Below are 13,209 nucleotides of genomic sequence, written 5' to 3'. Positions count from 1 at the left end.
TCGGTGCAAAACGGGAATGATACCCTGGCCTATACCTATGACGAGCTGGGGAACATTACGGAAATCCAAAAGAACGGAACCCGCATTCACCGTTATGAATACGACGAGCTGGGGCAGTTGACTCTGGCCTTTGACTACGTGACTCTTTGGGGCGAAGGCTATGCGTATGATAGCGGCGGGAATCTTATCAGAAAAGATTACTATGATTTGATCATGGGCAATGAAACGCAGGTTGTTGAACAGGTAATCTACAGCTATGATGATCCCAACTGGAAGGACAAGCTGACGAACTACGACGGGCAGGATATTACCTACGACCAGATCGGCAATCCGCTCACCTACCGGGACGGTATGACCTTCACCTGGCAGCACGGCCGGGAGCTGGCAAGCTTCTCGAAGGCGGGAACTACGGCAAGCTACCGCTACAATGACAGCGGAATCCGGACCCAAAAGGTGGTAAACGGGGTGACGACCGAATACTATCTCAATGGGTCGACGATCCTCACCCAGATTACCGGCAGCGACCGCCTCGACTTCCTCTATGACGACAACGGAAGTTTGCTGGGGCTGAAGTGGAATGGGCAAAGCTACTACTACGTCAAGAATCTCCAGGGTGACATCATTGGGATTCTGGACAGCAACGGCAACCAGGTGGTAGAATACAGGTACAATGCCTGGGGCGGGGATATGTCCATCTCCGGGACGATGCGCCTCACCCTTGGCGCACTCAACCCCTTCCGCTACCGGGGGTATTACTATGATACCGAATCTGGCCTTTACTACCTCAATTCCAGATATTATGATCCTGAGATCGGCAGATTCATCAATGCTGATCGATACTTGGAAAGTGGCCATGTGGTTCTTGGCAACAACCTGTTTGCCTACTGTTCCAATAATCCTGTCATGTGTATCGACCCGGATGGATACGGGACCACGTGGGTATTCTACTATACAAGGCCTGGGGCAGACTTTACGCAACAAGTAATGAATTCTCCGTACTTTGATGTAAACGACAGCAATGTGCGCTTAAGGCCGGTACTTACCAAAGAAGAGTTTAAGAAAAAATGGGATGATATGCGTGGGGATATCGACTATGTCTATCTTTACCTGCATGGTGGCCCCGGCATACTTTGGTTTTTCAATGAATCGATGAGTGTTTCCGAAATTCTTCAGCTGCGCTATAAGCCGATCAACAAAATGGTTTATCTGTTCAGCTGTGACGGAGGGCAGGGCATAGAGGGAAGCAACGTGGCCTGGGCCTTTTCCAGAATGACTGCCCAGCACGTGCTGGCCTGTACGGGTGGCGTGAGCTACACGCAAATGCCGATCAGCAAAAAAGAAGTAGCACGGATATCACCATTAGAAGATCCCGGTTATTTTCAGATTTATTACTATGAGAAAAAATACTTTGTCTATGGCGAACCAGTCGCGAGATGCATTCCGAATTTTGGACATTTCCGTGTGTTTGGATGAGCAAAAAGAAATGAAGGGCGGCCTAGTAAATGAAGAAGCTGAAAGTAACAGGCATTGTACTGGCGTGTATTACAGCGGTGATTCTGGCAGGGATAGGCGTCTATTACCTGATGGGAGAAAAAATTCATATTAATCCAGGAACACAGGCCATTCTTGAATTTGACAATGAAGGGCCTGGCATACAGACACATATCACTCAAACGCTGACCGACGAAGAAGCGGAGCGAATAAGGAATATTCTGGAGGGAAAGTGGGCTCTTCCAGAAAGGTATGTTGCTCTCTTTGGCGATGATGTATCCATACGCTTTGGTGATAAATATTTTTGTTTTTGTTACACAGGATGCCGTATTATACGTTTGAATGATCGAGATCTGTATATTGGAATATCTCAGGAAGATTTGAATGAAATCCATCAAATCTTTGAGAAATATGGTGGATATTTTCCGTGTGTCTGAGCCTATTGACGCGCAGGGAAGACCGGTTATGATCCGGCCTTTCCTGCCTTGCTCTCAAGCAAATAATATAGAAAGCGAATATTGGGGGAAAAATGAAGAAGCTGAAAGTAGTAGGTATTGTACTGGCGTGTATTACAGCGGTGATTCTGGCAGGGATAGGGGGCTATTACTTGATGGGAGAAAAAATCCATATCGAGCCGGGAGCCCAAGCAGTTCTTGAATTTCACGATGAAGGGCCTGGCATACAGACACATATCACCCAAACGCTGGCCGAAGAAGAATCGGAACAGATAAGGAACATTCTAGAGGGGAAATGGGCTCTTCCGGAAAAGTATTATGTTAATTTTACGTCTGAAATATCCGTTCGCTTTGATGATAAATATTTTTGTATTTCTCGTGATGCACGTCGGATTATTAGACTAAATGATGAAGATCTTTATATAGGGATACCTCCAGAAAAAATGGATGAAATTCATCAAATCTTTGAAAAATACGGTGGGTATTTCCCGTGTGTCTGAGCTTATTAACACAGGGAGGCCGGTTTATGATCCGGCCTTCCACCCTATTTTATATTTCATTTTGATTTTTCCTTAGCCGCAAAATACCTTGACGAGCTGGAAGCGGATATTATGCCGATCGACAGCTTAATCCGTTTGGCGGAATCTGAGAAAGGAACACAAATCTTTGACATAGATAATGCAAAAAATGTCGCAGCATATGCGAAAGAAATCAAGTTCGCCGGAGCAAAGTTTTGTGACTATCCGGCTTGTGTGGCTGCAGCTGCGATTCTCGAAAAGAAGGAAAGTCTTCTGAAATAGGAAGTAAAAAATCAAGTATACTCACAACAATAAGAGGGAACAAGGAACTCAGGCTTGTTTCCTCTTATTGTTAGATAAAAGTCTGTTTTTACTACTTGACGCGATGTCGCAATTCTGTTTTGACTCCTTGTAAATATTGAGACATAATGATATAATTATAATATATTATATCATCGCAAAGGAGTGATCGGCTGTGAAAGGGAACGCGGAAACAATCGCGGTGTATTCGAGAAAATCCAAGTTCACCGGCAAGGGCGAAAGCATCGAAAACCAGATCGAGCTCTGCCGGCAATATATCTTCGCCCATTTCCCCGGCGTAGAGGAAGAAAATATTCTGGTCTTTGAGGACGAGGGATTTTCCGGCGGCACGACCGAACGGCCCCAGTTCAAGGTGATGATGAAGCAGGCGAAGGAGCACCGTTTTAAAGCGGTGGTCTGCTATCGGCTCGACCGGATCAGCCGCAACATCGGGGATTTTGCCAAGCTGATCGAGGACTTAAATGCCCTTTCTATCAGCTTTGTCTCCATCAAGGAACAGTTCGATACCCAAAGCCCCATGGGCCGGGCCATGATGTACATTGCCTCCGTTTTCTCCCAGCTGGAGCGGGAAACCATCGCCGAGCGCATCCGGGACAACATGCAGGAGCTAGCGAAAACCGGGCGGTGGCTGGGCGGCGTGACGCCCACGGGATACGTCTCCGAGCCGGTGGACCGGGTGACGGTGGACGGCAAGACTCGACGAATGTATCAGCTGACCCAAATCCCGGAGGAATCCGAACTCGTGCGGGTCATCTTCGCTAAGTTTCTGGAAACGGGGTCGCTGACGAAAACCGAGACCTACCTGCTGCAAAATGGAATCCAGACAAAAAATGGGAAGGCGTTTACCCGGTTTTCCATCAAGAACATCCTCTCAAACCCGGTCTATTTGACGGCGGACGAGGCGGCGTATCAATATTTCGAGCAAAACGAGGGAGAGCTTTTCTCCCCGAAATCCGCCTTCGACGGCGCCCATGGGGTAATGGCCTACAACAAGACCATCCAAAAGCCCGGCAAGGCAAACGAGCTGCGAAACCTGACTGACTGGATCATCGCCGTGGGCAAACATGAGGGGATCATCAGCAGCGGGGACTGGATCCGGGTGCAGACGCTTTTGAACCACAACAAGTCAAAATCCTACCGCAAGCCGAAAAGCAACACCGCGCTCCTTTCCGGCCTGCTTTTCTGCGCGAACTGCGGCGGCTACCTGCGCCCGAAGCTCTCCAAGCGAAAAAACGCCAAGGGCGAGCTGATTTACAGTTACCTGTGCGAGACCAAGGAAAAAAGCCGCTGCCAGCTTTGCAACATGAAAAACCCCAATGGAAACGCTCTGGACGAGCTGGTGGCGGGGGAAATCAAAAAGCTGTCCGCCGACCCGGACGCGTTCCTGTCGGAGCTGGCCGACGCGGAAAAGGTCCTCCTGGGCAGCCGAACCGAATACGAGGGGGAGCTTGCCCGGCTGCGCAAGTTGATCGACGAGAACGAGAAGGAGATCACCGGGCTGCTCTCTTCCCTTTCCAAAGCGGCGGGAACACCGGCGGAGGACTACATCCTTCGGCAGATCGGCGAACTGCACGAGAAAGAGGAAGGTTTCCGCCGGCAGATGGAGGCGCTGCAATCGGTTTCGATGGAGCACGCCCTATCGGGGCAGGAATTCGATCTTCTCAAAGATCTGCTGTCTTCCTTTGCGGGCACCTTCGACAATATGAGCGTTGAGCAGAAGCGGGCCGCTCTGCGCGCGTTTGTCAAGCGGGTGGTGTGGGACGGGGAAACCGTCCACGTCTATCTCTTCGGCTCCAAGGAAGAGGTCGAGCTGCCGCCGGTTTCTGGGGTACAGGACGATGAGCCGCAGGGTGCCAATAGCAAATGAAATTCTCATGTTTTTTCGCAGCCAAAAGAAAACCGCACAGGACGTTTCCCTCAACGAACCCATTGACACCGATAAGGACGGCAACGCCCTTTCCCTGATGGACGTCATTGCAACCGACGATACCATTCTCGATGACCTAGATCTTTCCATGCGCGCCCAGCGCATGAAGCAATACATACTCGAGGCGTTGACACCGCGGGAACGCACCATCATTGAGCTTCGCTACGGTTTAAGCGGACAGATTCCGCTGACTCAGCGAGATGTGGCCAAACGGCTTGGAATCTCCAGAAGCTATGTGTCCCGGATTGAAACCAAGTCCCTGGCCCAACTGAAGAAAAAATTTGACTTGGAGGACAGCGTGGCCCGCAGACGGCGAAAATAAAAAAGGAGCAGCCCGGCGGCAGTTGCCGCCGGGCTGCTCCTTTTTATACGCCCTTTGTTATTGGTTAACCCAAAGGCCGTGAAGGTTGCAATAGGCATAGAGGGTGAAAGGATGGTCGCCTACCAGAAAGTCCGCCTGGGGCTTTTCGCCGGGACATACATGGACCCGCTCCACACGGTTGTCAAACACCGCCCAGATGTATTCGATGGAATGGGCCTCGGTCATGGGATGCTCCACCTCGCCCACCGACACGTGGATGACGTCACCGTCCTTTTCATACACCGGAATGTGCTTCTCCGTAGCCGCTTCCACCGCCGCGGGCACAATCTCCTTCATCTTTTCCCCGCAGCAGACAGGAGTGACCTTCCCATCCAGCAACTCAATCAGGTCGCCGCAGTGCTCACATTTAAAAACGCGTAAGGTCTTGCTCATGATACTCGCGCTCCTTTTTATATACTAAATTTGTACACATTATAGCATCTGTTTTTTCCCTTTGCAACCCCTTTTTCAAAGAAATTTATGCATGATATTCTGCCAGCAGCCGCTGTTTTTGTTCCCAGACCTGCTGTGACAGATCCACATAATATTCGTGAGGATTTTCAAAACGCAGAACCTCGTCCCAAAGAGTACCGATCTGCCCGGCGCAATAGGCCTTGATCTCGTCCACTGAAGGACTCGCATAGACGCACTTTCCCTGCTCAAACACCGGAACCAGCAGTTGGCGGGCCACGAAGTTTGTCACGGTCTTTCGTTTCCAGGTATGCTCCGGGTCAAAGATGGTATAAGGCTGATTGTCGTCGATGTTTTCCTCAAACCCGGTGACCACGTCCGCGATGGCTTTGCCCGAATCCCGGTCAAGAAGCCGCCAGGTTGTCTTAAAGCCTGGGGTGGTGATCTTGGTGACGTTTTCGCTGAGCTTGATCTTGGGAACGATCTCGCCTTCCTCTTCCACCGCCACCAGCTTATAGACTCCGCCGAAGATGGGAGTGGAAGCCGCGGTAATCAGCCGCTCGCCCACGCCGAAGGAATCTACCTTGGCTCCTTGCAGCAGCATGTCCTGGATAATCAGCTCATCCAGGGAATTGGAGGCGACGATCTTGCAGTCTGGAAACCCTGCCTCATCGAGCATTTTACGGGCTTTTTTGGACAGGTAGGTGATATCCCCGCTGTCGATACGCACGCCGGCAGGGCGGAAGCCCCGGGGAAGAATCTCTTCCTGAAAAATCCGGATGGCGTTGGGAATGCCGGATTTGAGGGTATGATAGGTGTCCACCAAAAGAGTGCAGCTGTCCGGATAGGCCCGGGCATAGGCGCGGAAGGCGGAAAGCTCGCTGTCAAACATCTGCACCCAGCTATGGGCCATAGTACCCAGGGCGGGGATGCTGAAATCCCGCTCGCAAATGGTACACGCCGTTCCCACGCAGCCGCCGATGTAGGCGGCCCTGGCACCGTATACCGCCCCATCGTACCCCTGCGCCCGGCGGGAGCCGAACTCCATCACCGGCCGTCCCTTTGCCGCCCGGCAGATGCGGTTTGCTTTGGTGGCAATGAGGGAAGGATGGTTAATGGCCAAAAGCACCATCGTCTCGATAAACTGGGCTTGGATTACCGGTCCGCGGACGGTGACGATGGGCTCATGGGGAAACACGGGCGTACCCTCCGGCACTGCCCAGACGTCGCAGGAAAAGGAAAAGTTTCGAAGAAACTGCAAAAACGCTTCGTCAAAGATGCCTTTGCCGCGCAGAAAAGCAATGTCTTCCTCGGTGAAATGCAGATCCTTCAAATAGTCGATCAGCTGCTCGAGCCCCGCCATGATGGCGAAGCCCCCTCCGTCGGGAACCTTGCGGAAAAACAGGTCGAAATAAGCAATCCGGTCCGCAAACCCGTTTTGAAAATAACCGTTGGCCATGGTCAGCTCATAAAAGTCGGTGAGCATGGTCAGGTTGCGCTTGCGTCCTTCGTTCATGGCGTTTTCTCCTTTGCTGTGTCATCTGCAATGGCGGCGCACAGCTCGACGCCATTGACCTCCATGTTGTAGAGGGCGGCGGCAGCGGTAAAATCCGCCCCGTGCAGCCCTAGATCATAGGTATCGGTCAGGTCCACCGGAACGAGCACCCGAACCGGCCGGTTTTGCCGGGTAAAATGGGTTTTCAGCCCGATGGCAAACTGCTGCACGCAGATGTCGGTGCAGTCCCCGGTGACCACAAAGGTATCCGTCTCCGAATTGCCGTTGAGCCAAGCAAGCACGGCGGGCTCCTGCATGCCGTTGGTGGAAGCTTTTTCGATCACCGGGATGGAAAGGGCTTTCAGCTCCTCCACCAGCTCGCTTTCCCATTCTCCCTTGAGGCAGTGGACCGGATAAGCGGAAAACTCGGGGCTGTCTTTCGTGTGGCAGTCATTCAGCGCCAGCACCGGCCGCCCCGTCTCAAGAAACTGCCTGGCAAGGGCGGCGGTGGGTGAAATCAGCGCCTCCACCCGGGGACTGTACATAGCGCCTTCTTTCGCAAAGCCGTTGACCAGGTCCACAACGATGAGGGCGGCGGTACCGGGCAGCGCGGACAGCGGCACTCCCGGCAGGGTGGTCAGGTGGTCGTAGACGGCGCTGACGGTTTTCGTGCACTGGGCCACAAATGCGGTTTTCTCCTGGAATTTCATACGGTCCCTCCTGTCTAAAAAACGCAGAAAAGGGAACACACTGCGTTTGCATGTTCCCTTCCCTCTCCGAATCAAGGTGTTTATTTGACTAATTTTGCAAAGTTCGCCCCGAACTCCACGCATTGCTGCAAAGCCGCTTCATCCGGCACCCAGTTGACCTTCAGCCCGTCGCAAACAATCTCAAAGCCCGCTTTTTCCAGGTGCTCCGCCAATACCTTGGGAGACTCGCCGCTCCAGCCGTAGCTGCCGAAGGCAGCGGCCTTTTTGCCCACCGGGTGCATTTCCCGGATCAGGTCCAGCTCGGCGGCCACCGAGGATAAGATACCGTTGACCACCGTGGGCGAGCCCACCAGGACGGCCTTGGAATCGAATACGTCGGTGAGGATGTCGTTCTTGTCGTGCTTGGAGGTGCTCTTAACCACCAGTTTTACCTCCGGGTCCGCCCGTTTGACGCCCTCGGCAATGGCCTCGGCCATGCGGCGGGTGGAGTTCCACATGGTGTCATACAGAATGGTGATTTTATTCTCCTGGTAATCGTCGGCCCATTCCATGTACTTCTCGACGATCTGGGCAGGGTTGTCCCTCCAGATGACGCCGTGGCTCGGGCAGATCATGTCGATAGGCAGGTTCATCTTCGCCACTTCCTGGAGCTTGAGCTTGGCCATCTTGGAGAAGGGGGCGACGATGTTGGCGTAATACTTCTTCGCTTCGTAATAGATGGAAGAGGTGTCGGTCAGGTCGTTATACATGGCTTCGCTCGCCAAATGCTGGCCGAACACGTCGGTGGAGAACAGGATCTTTTCGTCCTGCAAATAGGCCATCATGTTATCCGGCCAGTGAAGCATACGCGCTTCCACAAAGGTAAACACCTTGCCGCCGCCTAAATCCAGCGTATCGCCGGTCTTGACCGGGTGCAGGTCCCAATCGGCATGATAGAGGCCCTTGAGAGACTTGACGCCGTTGACCGAACAGTAAACCGGGGTGTTCGGAATCTCCCGCATCAGCTCCGGCAGCGCGCCGCTGTGGTCACACTCGCCGTGCAGGGCGATCACATAGTCGATATCCTTAAGATCAATCACCGACTTCAGGTTCTCTACAAACTCATGGGCAAAGGGCGTCCAAACCGTATCAATGAGCGCGGTCTTTTCCCCCCGAACCAGGTAGGCGTTGTAAGAAGAACCTCGCTGGGTGGACAGCTCGTCCCCATGAAAGGTTTGCAGCTCATGATCAATTTTGCCGACCCAAGTGACACACTCCGTTACTTTAAAAGACTTATCCATTCGTTTCATCGGTCCTTTCTTCTCGCAAACCTGGTTTTCTCCGGCGCCCCGGTACAAACGCCAAAAACAGCTGCGATTGACGATATTATGGTACCCTCCATTCCCCGCCCTCATGCGGCGAATGCGGATATTTTATGCAAATTAAGCATACCATTTCAGTATGTATTATACAAGCATTTGCCATGGAAAATTTTCTTGCTCTTTTGTCCGAAAAAATAGAAGAAACGCCGACAAGTATGCCGGCGTTTCCAAAGGAAGCAAACGATTATCCAACCGCATCCGGTTCCGAAGAAGAAGCGGAGGAGGCACTGCTTGAGGAGGAAGATGCACCGCCGGAGGAAGCGGGCGGCTCCGAAGAAGACGCAGGCGTACTCTGCGCCGCCCCTTCGCTGATATAGAGGACAACTTCCGCGCCGTATTCCAGCGTGGTCCTGGGCTTGGGGTCGGTGGTAATGACCCGGTTTTCCGGCACCGACGCGCTTTCCTGGCGCATCACCACGCATTTATAGCCCTGGGACGAAAGGTCCGCCACCGCGTCCACCACGTCCATGCTGGTCACATCGGTCAGCGACTTCTGGTAGGGGCCCTTGCTGATATATACTTTGACTTCCGCCCCGTCCTGGATGGGCGTCAGCGCTTCCGGCTCCTGCTTGATGATGACGCCGGCCGGAACCGTATCGTCAAACACTTCGCCGGCTAGCTGCAGCTTGACATAAGGCCACAGGTCGGTGCGGTTCTTGATGCTCAGGTAATTCTGGCCCACCGTATCGGGCGCCTTCTTGGAATAGAGCACGTCGTTGCTGGAAAGCTCGGAATTGGCAAGCGAAGAGGTCAGGTCCGCCATGGAAACCGTGCTGACGGTGGATGAGGTTCCCGAAGACGCAACGCCGTTCATCGCCAGGGCAATGCCCAGCCCTACGCAGGCAAGCAGCAGCACGATGGCGGCGATCAGCAGGGTGACTACCAACGGCCGGTTTCCCTGCAGCTTTTCCAAAAAGGATTTCTTTTTTGGTTTCTCCGGCTCCTTCTGATAGCTTTTTTCTTCCTTTTCCAGCTCTTTGAGCACGCCCGTTACGTTTTCCGAAACCGAGAGCTCGTCGCGAAGCTGCTCCACCGTCCGGGTTCGGGCCGCATAGTCAAAGCGCATGCCCTTGGCCATAGCGGTGGCCACGTTTGCCGGGATGGCGCTTGCCACCGAAGAAGGCACCAGCAGCCGCTCGTTGCCTACCCGTTTGGGCGCTTCCTTGGGAATGACGCCGGTGAGCAGGTACATGAGCACCGCGCAGATGCCGTACACATCCGTCCAGGTTCCGCTGGTATCGCTGGCGGCATACTGCTCATAGGCGGCAAAGCCGGGCATGAACTGGGGCGCCAGCGGGGTGTGCGCCAGATGAGCCGCATTGACGGAAAATCCAGTCAGCCGAAAACGGCCGCGGCTGTCCACCAACAAGTTTTCCGGTGAAATGGCCAAGTGAAGCACCCCTGCCGAATGCAGGGCGCTCAAGGCTGCAATAACCGGCATAATCAGCGGACGTGCCACTTCCCAGCCGATGTGCCCGCCCCGGCGGGAGAGCCAATCGGTCAAAGGCACCGCGTCGATATGCTCGGATACGGAATAAGCCGTGCCGTTTACTTCAAAAATATCATAGACCGGGATGAGGGCGGGAATGTCGCGCATGCGGGCAAGGGAGCGGGAAAGGCCGATAAACTCTCGGCGCAAGGCGTCAAAAAGCGCTTCGCTGCCGTTCATAGGCGCTACCTGCAGTTCACCGGCGCGCTGGGCGATGGTGGCGGGCATAAATTCCCGGATCACCACCGAGGAATTGAGCACCTTGTCCCACCCGATGTAAGACGCGCCCTCCCCGTTTTCCGAGAGGACCGTTCCTACCACGTACCGGTCCTGCAAAAGGGTACGAAGAGGAAGCAGAGGCGGCTGCTGGGGATGTTCCTGATAGCCGCAGTGCGGGCAGACTGTATTCCCGTTATTGGGCTGCATACAATGCATACAAAGGTCGTTGGTATTTGCCATTTGGTTCACACTCCTACAAACGAATCCGCCGGGACCCGGCGGCAAACAAAACTCTCCAAAAAGCAGCATAAGTATTCATATTGATTATAGCATAAGGAATCCATTGAAATCAACCTTTTCCTAACGCAAGGCGGCAGTTTGGACGCTTTTGAGAGGAAAAACCGCCGATTGCACAATTCCTGCCCGTTTTTTCTTCTATTTGACAGCGAGTAATGGTATAATAGGAGTACCACATCAATGGAAATGGAGGACTCTATGACGCTTGACATCCTTTTGGAGAACCTTCTCGCCACCGGATGTCCGGTACAACAAAACGAGCCCATGCGCCTGCATACCACCTTTAAAATCGGCGGGCCCGCCGATTTGTTCGCCTCACCCAAGGACCAGGCCCAGCTTGGTGAGATTCTTGCTTTGTGCCGGGAAGCGCAAGTCCCGGTCACGGTGATCGGCAAGGGATCCAACCTGCTGGTGTCCGACGAGGGGATCCGCGGCGTGGTGGTACACATTGACGACGGATTCGGCGGCCTTACGCTGGCAGGGCCCCATACGATCCGCTGCGGCGCGGGGATAAGCCTTGCAAAGCTTTGCTTGTTCGCGCTGGAAAACGGGCTGTCGGGTCTCGAGTTTGCATGGGGGATTCCCGGCTCGGCCGGGGGTGCTGCCTATATGAACGCGGGAGCCTACGGCGGGGAAATGAAGCAGGTGCTCACCCGCTGCACCCACATTACGCCAGACGGCAGGCTGGGCGCGTTCTCCGGCGAGAATCTGAAGCTTTCCTACCGACGAAGCGCTTACACCGATTCGGACTACGTGATCACTTCCTTGGAGTTGACCCTCACCCCTGGCAATAAGGACCAGATTCGCGCCCAGATGGACGATTATCTGTCCCGCCGCAAGGAAAAGCAGCCGCTGGAATACCCAAGTGCCGGCAGCGTGTTCAAGCGTCCGCCCGGGTATTTTGCAGGAGGGCTAATCGAGCAGTGTGGGCTCAAGGGGTACCGGATCGGGGACGCTATGGTGAGCGAAAAGCACGCGGGATTCATCATTAACGTCGGGCAGGCCAGCTGCCGGGACGTATTGCAGCTGATTGCCCACATTCAGCGCACCGTCCTGCAGGAATGCGGGGTACCGCTGGAATGTGAGGTCAAGCACATCGGTCAGAAGGAGTAAGGAAATGGAATTCATCATCGTAACCGGCTTGTCCGGCGCGGGAAAATCCCGGGCCATGGATGCCTTGGAGGACATCGGCTTTTTCTGCATGGACAACATTCCGCCCGCTTTGGTGGCGAAGGTCGCCGAGCTGTGTATGCAGTCGGCGGACAAATTTTCCAAGGTCGCCATGGTCATGGACACCCGGGGCGGCAAGCTGTTCAATGCCTTCTTCGAAGGCCTAAGCGAATTAAAGCAGCACGGCAGCTATAAAATCCTGTTTTTAGAGGCCCAGCCGGAGGTGCTCGAGCGCCGGTACAAGGAAACCAGGCGCCGCCATCCACTGGCCACGGATGAAAACAGCTCCGTGGAGCAGGCCATTGAGACGGAAATGCAGCTTCTTTCCGCCGTGCGCGCCAGTGCCGACTATATCATCGACACCTCTTACCTCTCCCCCGCCCAGCTGCGCGAGCGCATCACCGGCCTTTTCGCGGGGGACGTTTCCCAGGGGATGCTCATTCACGTGATGTCCTTCGGGTTTAAGTACGGCTCCCCCAGCGAGGCGGACTTGGTGTTCGACGTGCGCTGCCTGCCCAATCCCTTTTACATCGACGAGCTGCGAAACCAAACCGGGCTTAACAAGCCGGTGCGCGATTACGTCATGCAGTGCAAGGAAACCAAGGGCTTTGTGGAGCGGCTTTTTAGTATGATTGACTATATGCTCCCTCTTTACATCAACGAAGGCAAAAGCCAGCTGGTGGTGGCCATCGGCTGCACTGGCGGCAAGCACCGGTCGGTTACCATCGCCGAGCTTCTCTACCAGCACCTGCTGGAGGACGGCAAACGGGTCACCGTCAACCACCGGGACATTAAAAAGCCGTAAGGACCGGTTCGCGGCAAGCCCCTGTGGTTTCCTCATTTTCCCGATCCTAGCCATCCGGTCCAGGTTTGCCTGAAATCACGAATGGTATCATTCCTCCGACCGTCCCGCTTTCTGCCCATCGCCCCGCCCTCGTTACGGCGGCCGGCCGGACAAGCGGGGCGGCCCTCTCTATATCCGGA

Annotated in this window: 13 protein-coding genes; 8 read left to right on the top strand and 5 right to left on the bottom strand. The window is 54.1% G+C overall.

Features of this window, described 5'->3' with window-relative positions:
• The 6 genes from WMO26_RS11940 to WMO26_RS11915 all read left to right on the top strand — a co-directional run.
• On the top strand, window positions 1–1,473 hold a 1,473-nt coding region (locus WMO26_RS11940), incomplete at its 5' end, for an RHS repeat domain-containing protein (protein WP_349220686.1).
• A 29-nt stretch (window positions 1,474–1,502) separates the two neighbouring features.
• Window positions 1,503–1,928 carry a hypothetical protein gene (locus WMO26_RS11935; RefSeq protein ID WP_349220684.1) on the top strand — a complete coding sequence of 142 codons (426 nt, stop codon included), beginning with the start codon at window positions 1,503–1,505 and terminating at the stop codon, window positions 1,926–1,928.
• Window positions 1,929–2,020: 92 nt separating this feature from the next.
• Complete coding sequence (locus WMO26_RS11930) at window positions 2,021–2,446, top strand: hypothetical protein (protein ID WP_349220683.1); 426 nt, start codon at window positions 2,021–2,023, stop codon at window positions 2,444–2,446.
• 111 nt (window positions 2,447–2,557) lie between these two features.
• On the top strand, window positions 2,558–2,746 hold the full coding sequence (locus WMO26_RS11925) for a hypothetical protein (RefSeq protein ID WP_349220681.1): 189 nt from the start codon (window positions 2,558–2,560) through the stop codon (window positions 2,744–2,746).
• A gap of 193 nt (window positions 2,747–2,939) precedes the next feature.
• The gene (locus tag WMO26_RS11920; protein WP_349220679.1) at window positions 2,940–4,652 is read left to right on the top strand and encodes a recombinase family protein; all 1,713 of its coding nucleotides are present in this window, start codon (window positions 2,940–2,942) and stop codon (window positions 4,650–4,652) included.
• Entirely contained in the window at window positions 4,636–5,034 is a 399-nt protein-coding gene (locus WMO26_RS11915; protein WP_349220678.1) for a sigma-70 family RNA polymerase sigma factor, read from the top strand. The genes WMO26_RS11920 and WMO26_RS11915 overlap by 17 nt, the downstream gene beginning before the upstream one ends.
• A 57-nt stretch (window positions 5,035–5,091) precedes the next feature.
• On the opposite strand, the gene WMO26_RS11910 is transcribed toward WMO26_RS11915, so the two are convergent.
• The 5 genes from WMO26_RS11910 to WMO26_RS11890 all read right to left on the bottom strand — a co-directional run bounded on the left by WMO26_RS11910 (window position 5,092) and on the right by WMO26_RS11890 (window position 10,998).
• Window positions 5,092–5,466: a desulfoferrodoxin family protein gene (locus WMO26_RS11910; protein WP_349220676.1), complete on the bottom strand. Its 375-nt coding sequence runs from the start codon at window positions 5,464–5,466 to the stop codon at window positions 5,092–5,094.
• An 85-nt stretch (window positions 5,467–5,551) separates the two neighbouring features.
• On the bottom strand, window positions 5,552–7,000 hold the full coding sequence (locus WMO26_RS11905; protein ID WP_349220674.1) for a nicotinate phosphoribosyltransferase: 1,449 nt from the start codon (window positions 6,998–7,000) through the stop codon (window positions 5,552–5,554).
• The gene (locus WMO26_RS11900) at window positions 6,997–7,689 is read right to left on the bottom strand and encodes a cysteine hydrolase family protein (protein ID WP_349220673.1); all 693 of its coding nucleotides are present in this window, start codon (window positions 7,687–7,689) and stop codon (window positions 6,997–6,999) included. The genes WMO26_RS11905 and WMO26_RS11900 overlap by 4 nt, the downstream gene beginning before the upstream one ends.
• An 80-nt stretch (window positions 7,690–7,769) precedes the next feature.
• Window positions 7,770–8,978 carry an anaerobic nitric oxide reductase flavorubredoxin gene (locus tag WMO26_RS11895; RefSeq protein WP_349220671.1) on the bottom strand — a complete coding sequence of 403 codons (1,209 nt, stop codon included), beginning with the start codon at window positions 8,976–8,978 and terminating at the stop codon, window positions 7,770–7,772.
• A gap of 256 nt (window positions 8,979–9,234) precedes the next feature.
• On the bottom strand, window positions 9,235–10,998 hold the full coding sequence (locus WMO26_RS11890) for a PASTA domain-containing protein (RefSeq protein ID WP_349220669.1): 1,764 nt from the start codon (window positions 10,996–10,998) through the stop codon (window positions 9,235–9,237).
• Window positions 10,999–11,253: 255 nt separating this feature from the next.
• Here WMO26_RS11890 and murB point away from each other — a divergent pair, with 255 nt between their 5' ends.
• Both murB and rapZ read left to right on the top strand, forming a co-directional pair.
• Window positions 11,254–12,168 carry a UDP-N-acetylmuramate dehydrogenase gene (gene murB / locus WMO26_RS11885; RefSeq protein ID WP_349220667.1) on the top strand — a complete coding sequence of 305 codons (915 nt, stop codon included), beginning with the start codon at window positions 11,254–11,256 and terminating at the stop codon, window positions 12,166–12,168.
• A gap of 4 nt (window positions 12,169–12,172) precedes the next feature.
• On the top strand, window positions 12,173–13,030 hold the full coding sequence (gene rapZ, locus WMO26_RS11880) for an RNase adapter RapZ (RefSeq protein ID WP_349220666.1): 858 nt from the start codon (window positions 12,173–12,175) through the stop codon (window positions 13,028–13,030).
• The last annotated feature ends 179 nt before the right edge of the window (window positions 13,031–13,209 follow it).

Source organism: Solibaculum intestinale (genome assembly GCF_040096205.1).
GTDB classification, from domain to species: Bacteria; Bacillota; Clostridia; order Oscillospirales; family Acutalibacteraceae; genus Solibaculum_A; species Solibaculum_A intestinale.
This window is presented reverse-complemented; position numbering and strand designations above follow the sequence as displayed.

Bases quoted from the DNA above. Each gene is read 5' to 3' on its own strand.
- WMO26_RS11935 (WP_349220684.1), top strand. From the start codon at position 1,503: ATGAAGAAGCTGAAAGTAACAGGCATTGTACTGGCGTGTATTACAGCG.
- WMO26_RS11900 (WP_349220673.1), bottom strand. From the start codon at position 7,689: ATGAAATTCCAGGAGAAAACCGCATTTGTGGCCCAGTGCACGAAAACC.
- murB (WP_349220667.1), top strand. From the start codon at position 11,254: ATGACGCTTGACATCCTTTTGGAGAACCTTCTCGCCACCGGATGTCCG.
- rapZ (WP_349220666.1), top strand. From the start codon at position 12,173: ATGGAATTCATCATCGTAACCGGCTTGTCCGGCGCGGGAAAATCCCGG.
- WMO26_RS11905 (WP_349220674.1), bottom strand. From the start codon at position 7,000: ATGAACGAAGGACGCAAGCGCAACCTGACCATGCTCACCGACTTTTAT.
- WMO26_RS11910 (WP_349220676.1), bottom strand. From the start codon at position 5,466: ATGAGCAAGACCTTACGCGTTTTTAAATGTGAGCACTGCGGCGACCTG.
- WMO26_RS11930 (WP_349220683.1), top strand. From the start codon at position 2,021: ATGAAGAAGCTGAAAGTAGTAGGTATTGTACTGGCGTGTATTACAGCG.
- WMO26_RS11925 (WP_349220681.1), top strand. From the start codon at position 2,558: ATGCCGATCGACAGCTTAATCCGTTTGGCGGAATCTGAGAAAGGAACA.
- WMO26_RS11895 (WP_349220671.1), bottom strand. From the start codon at position 8,978: ATGAAACGAATGGATAAGTCTTTTAAAGTAACGGAGTGTGTCACTTGG.
- WMO26_RS11890 (WP_349220669.1), bottom strand. From the start codon at position 10,998: ATGGCAAATACCAACGACCTTTGTATGCATTGTATGCAGCCCAATAAC.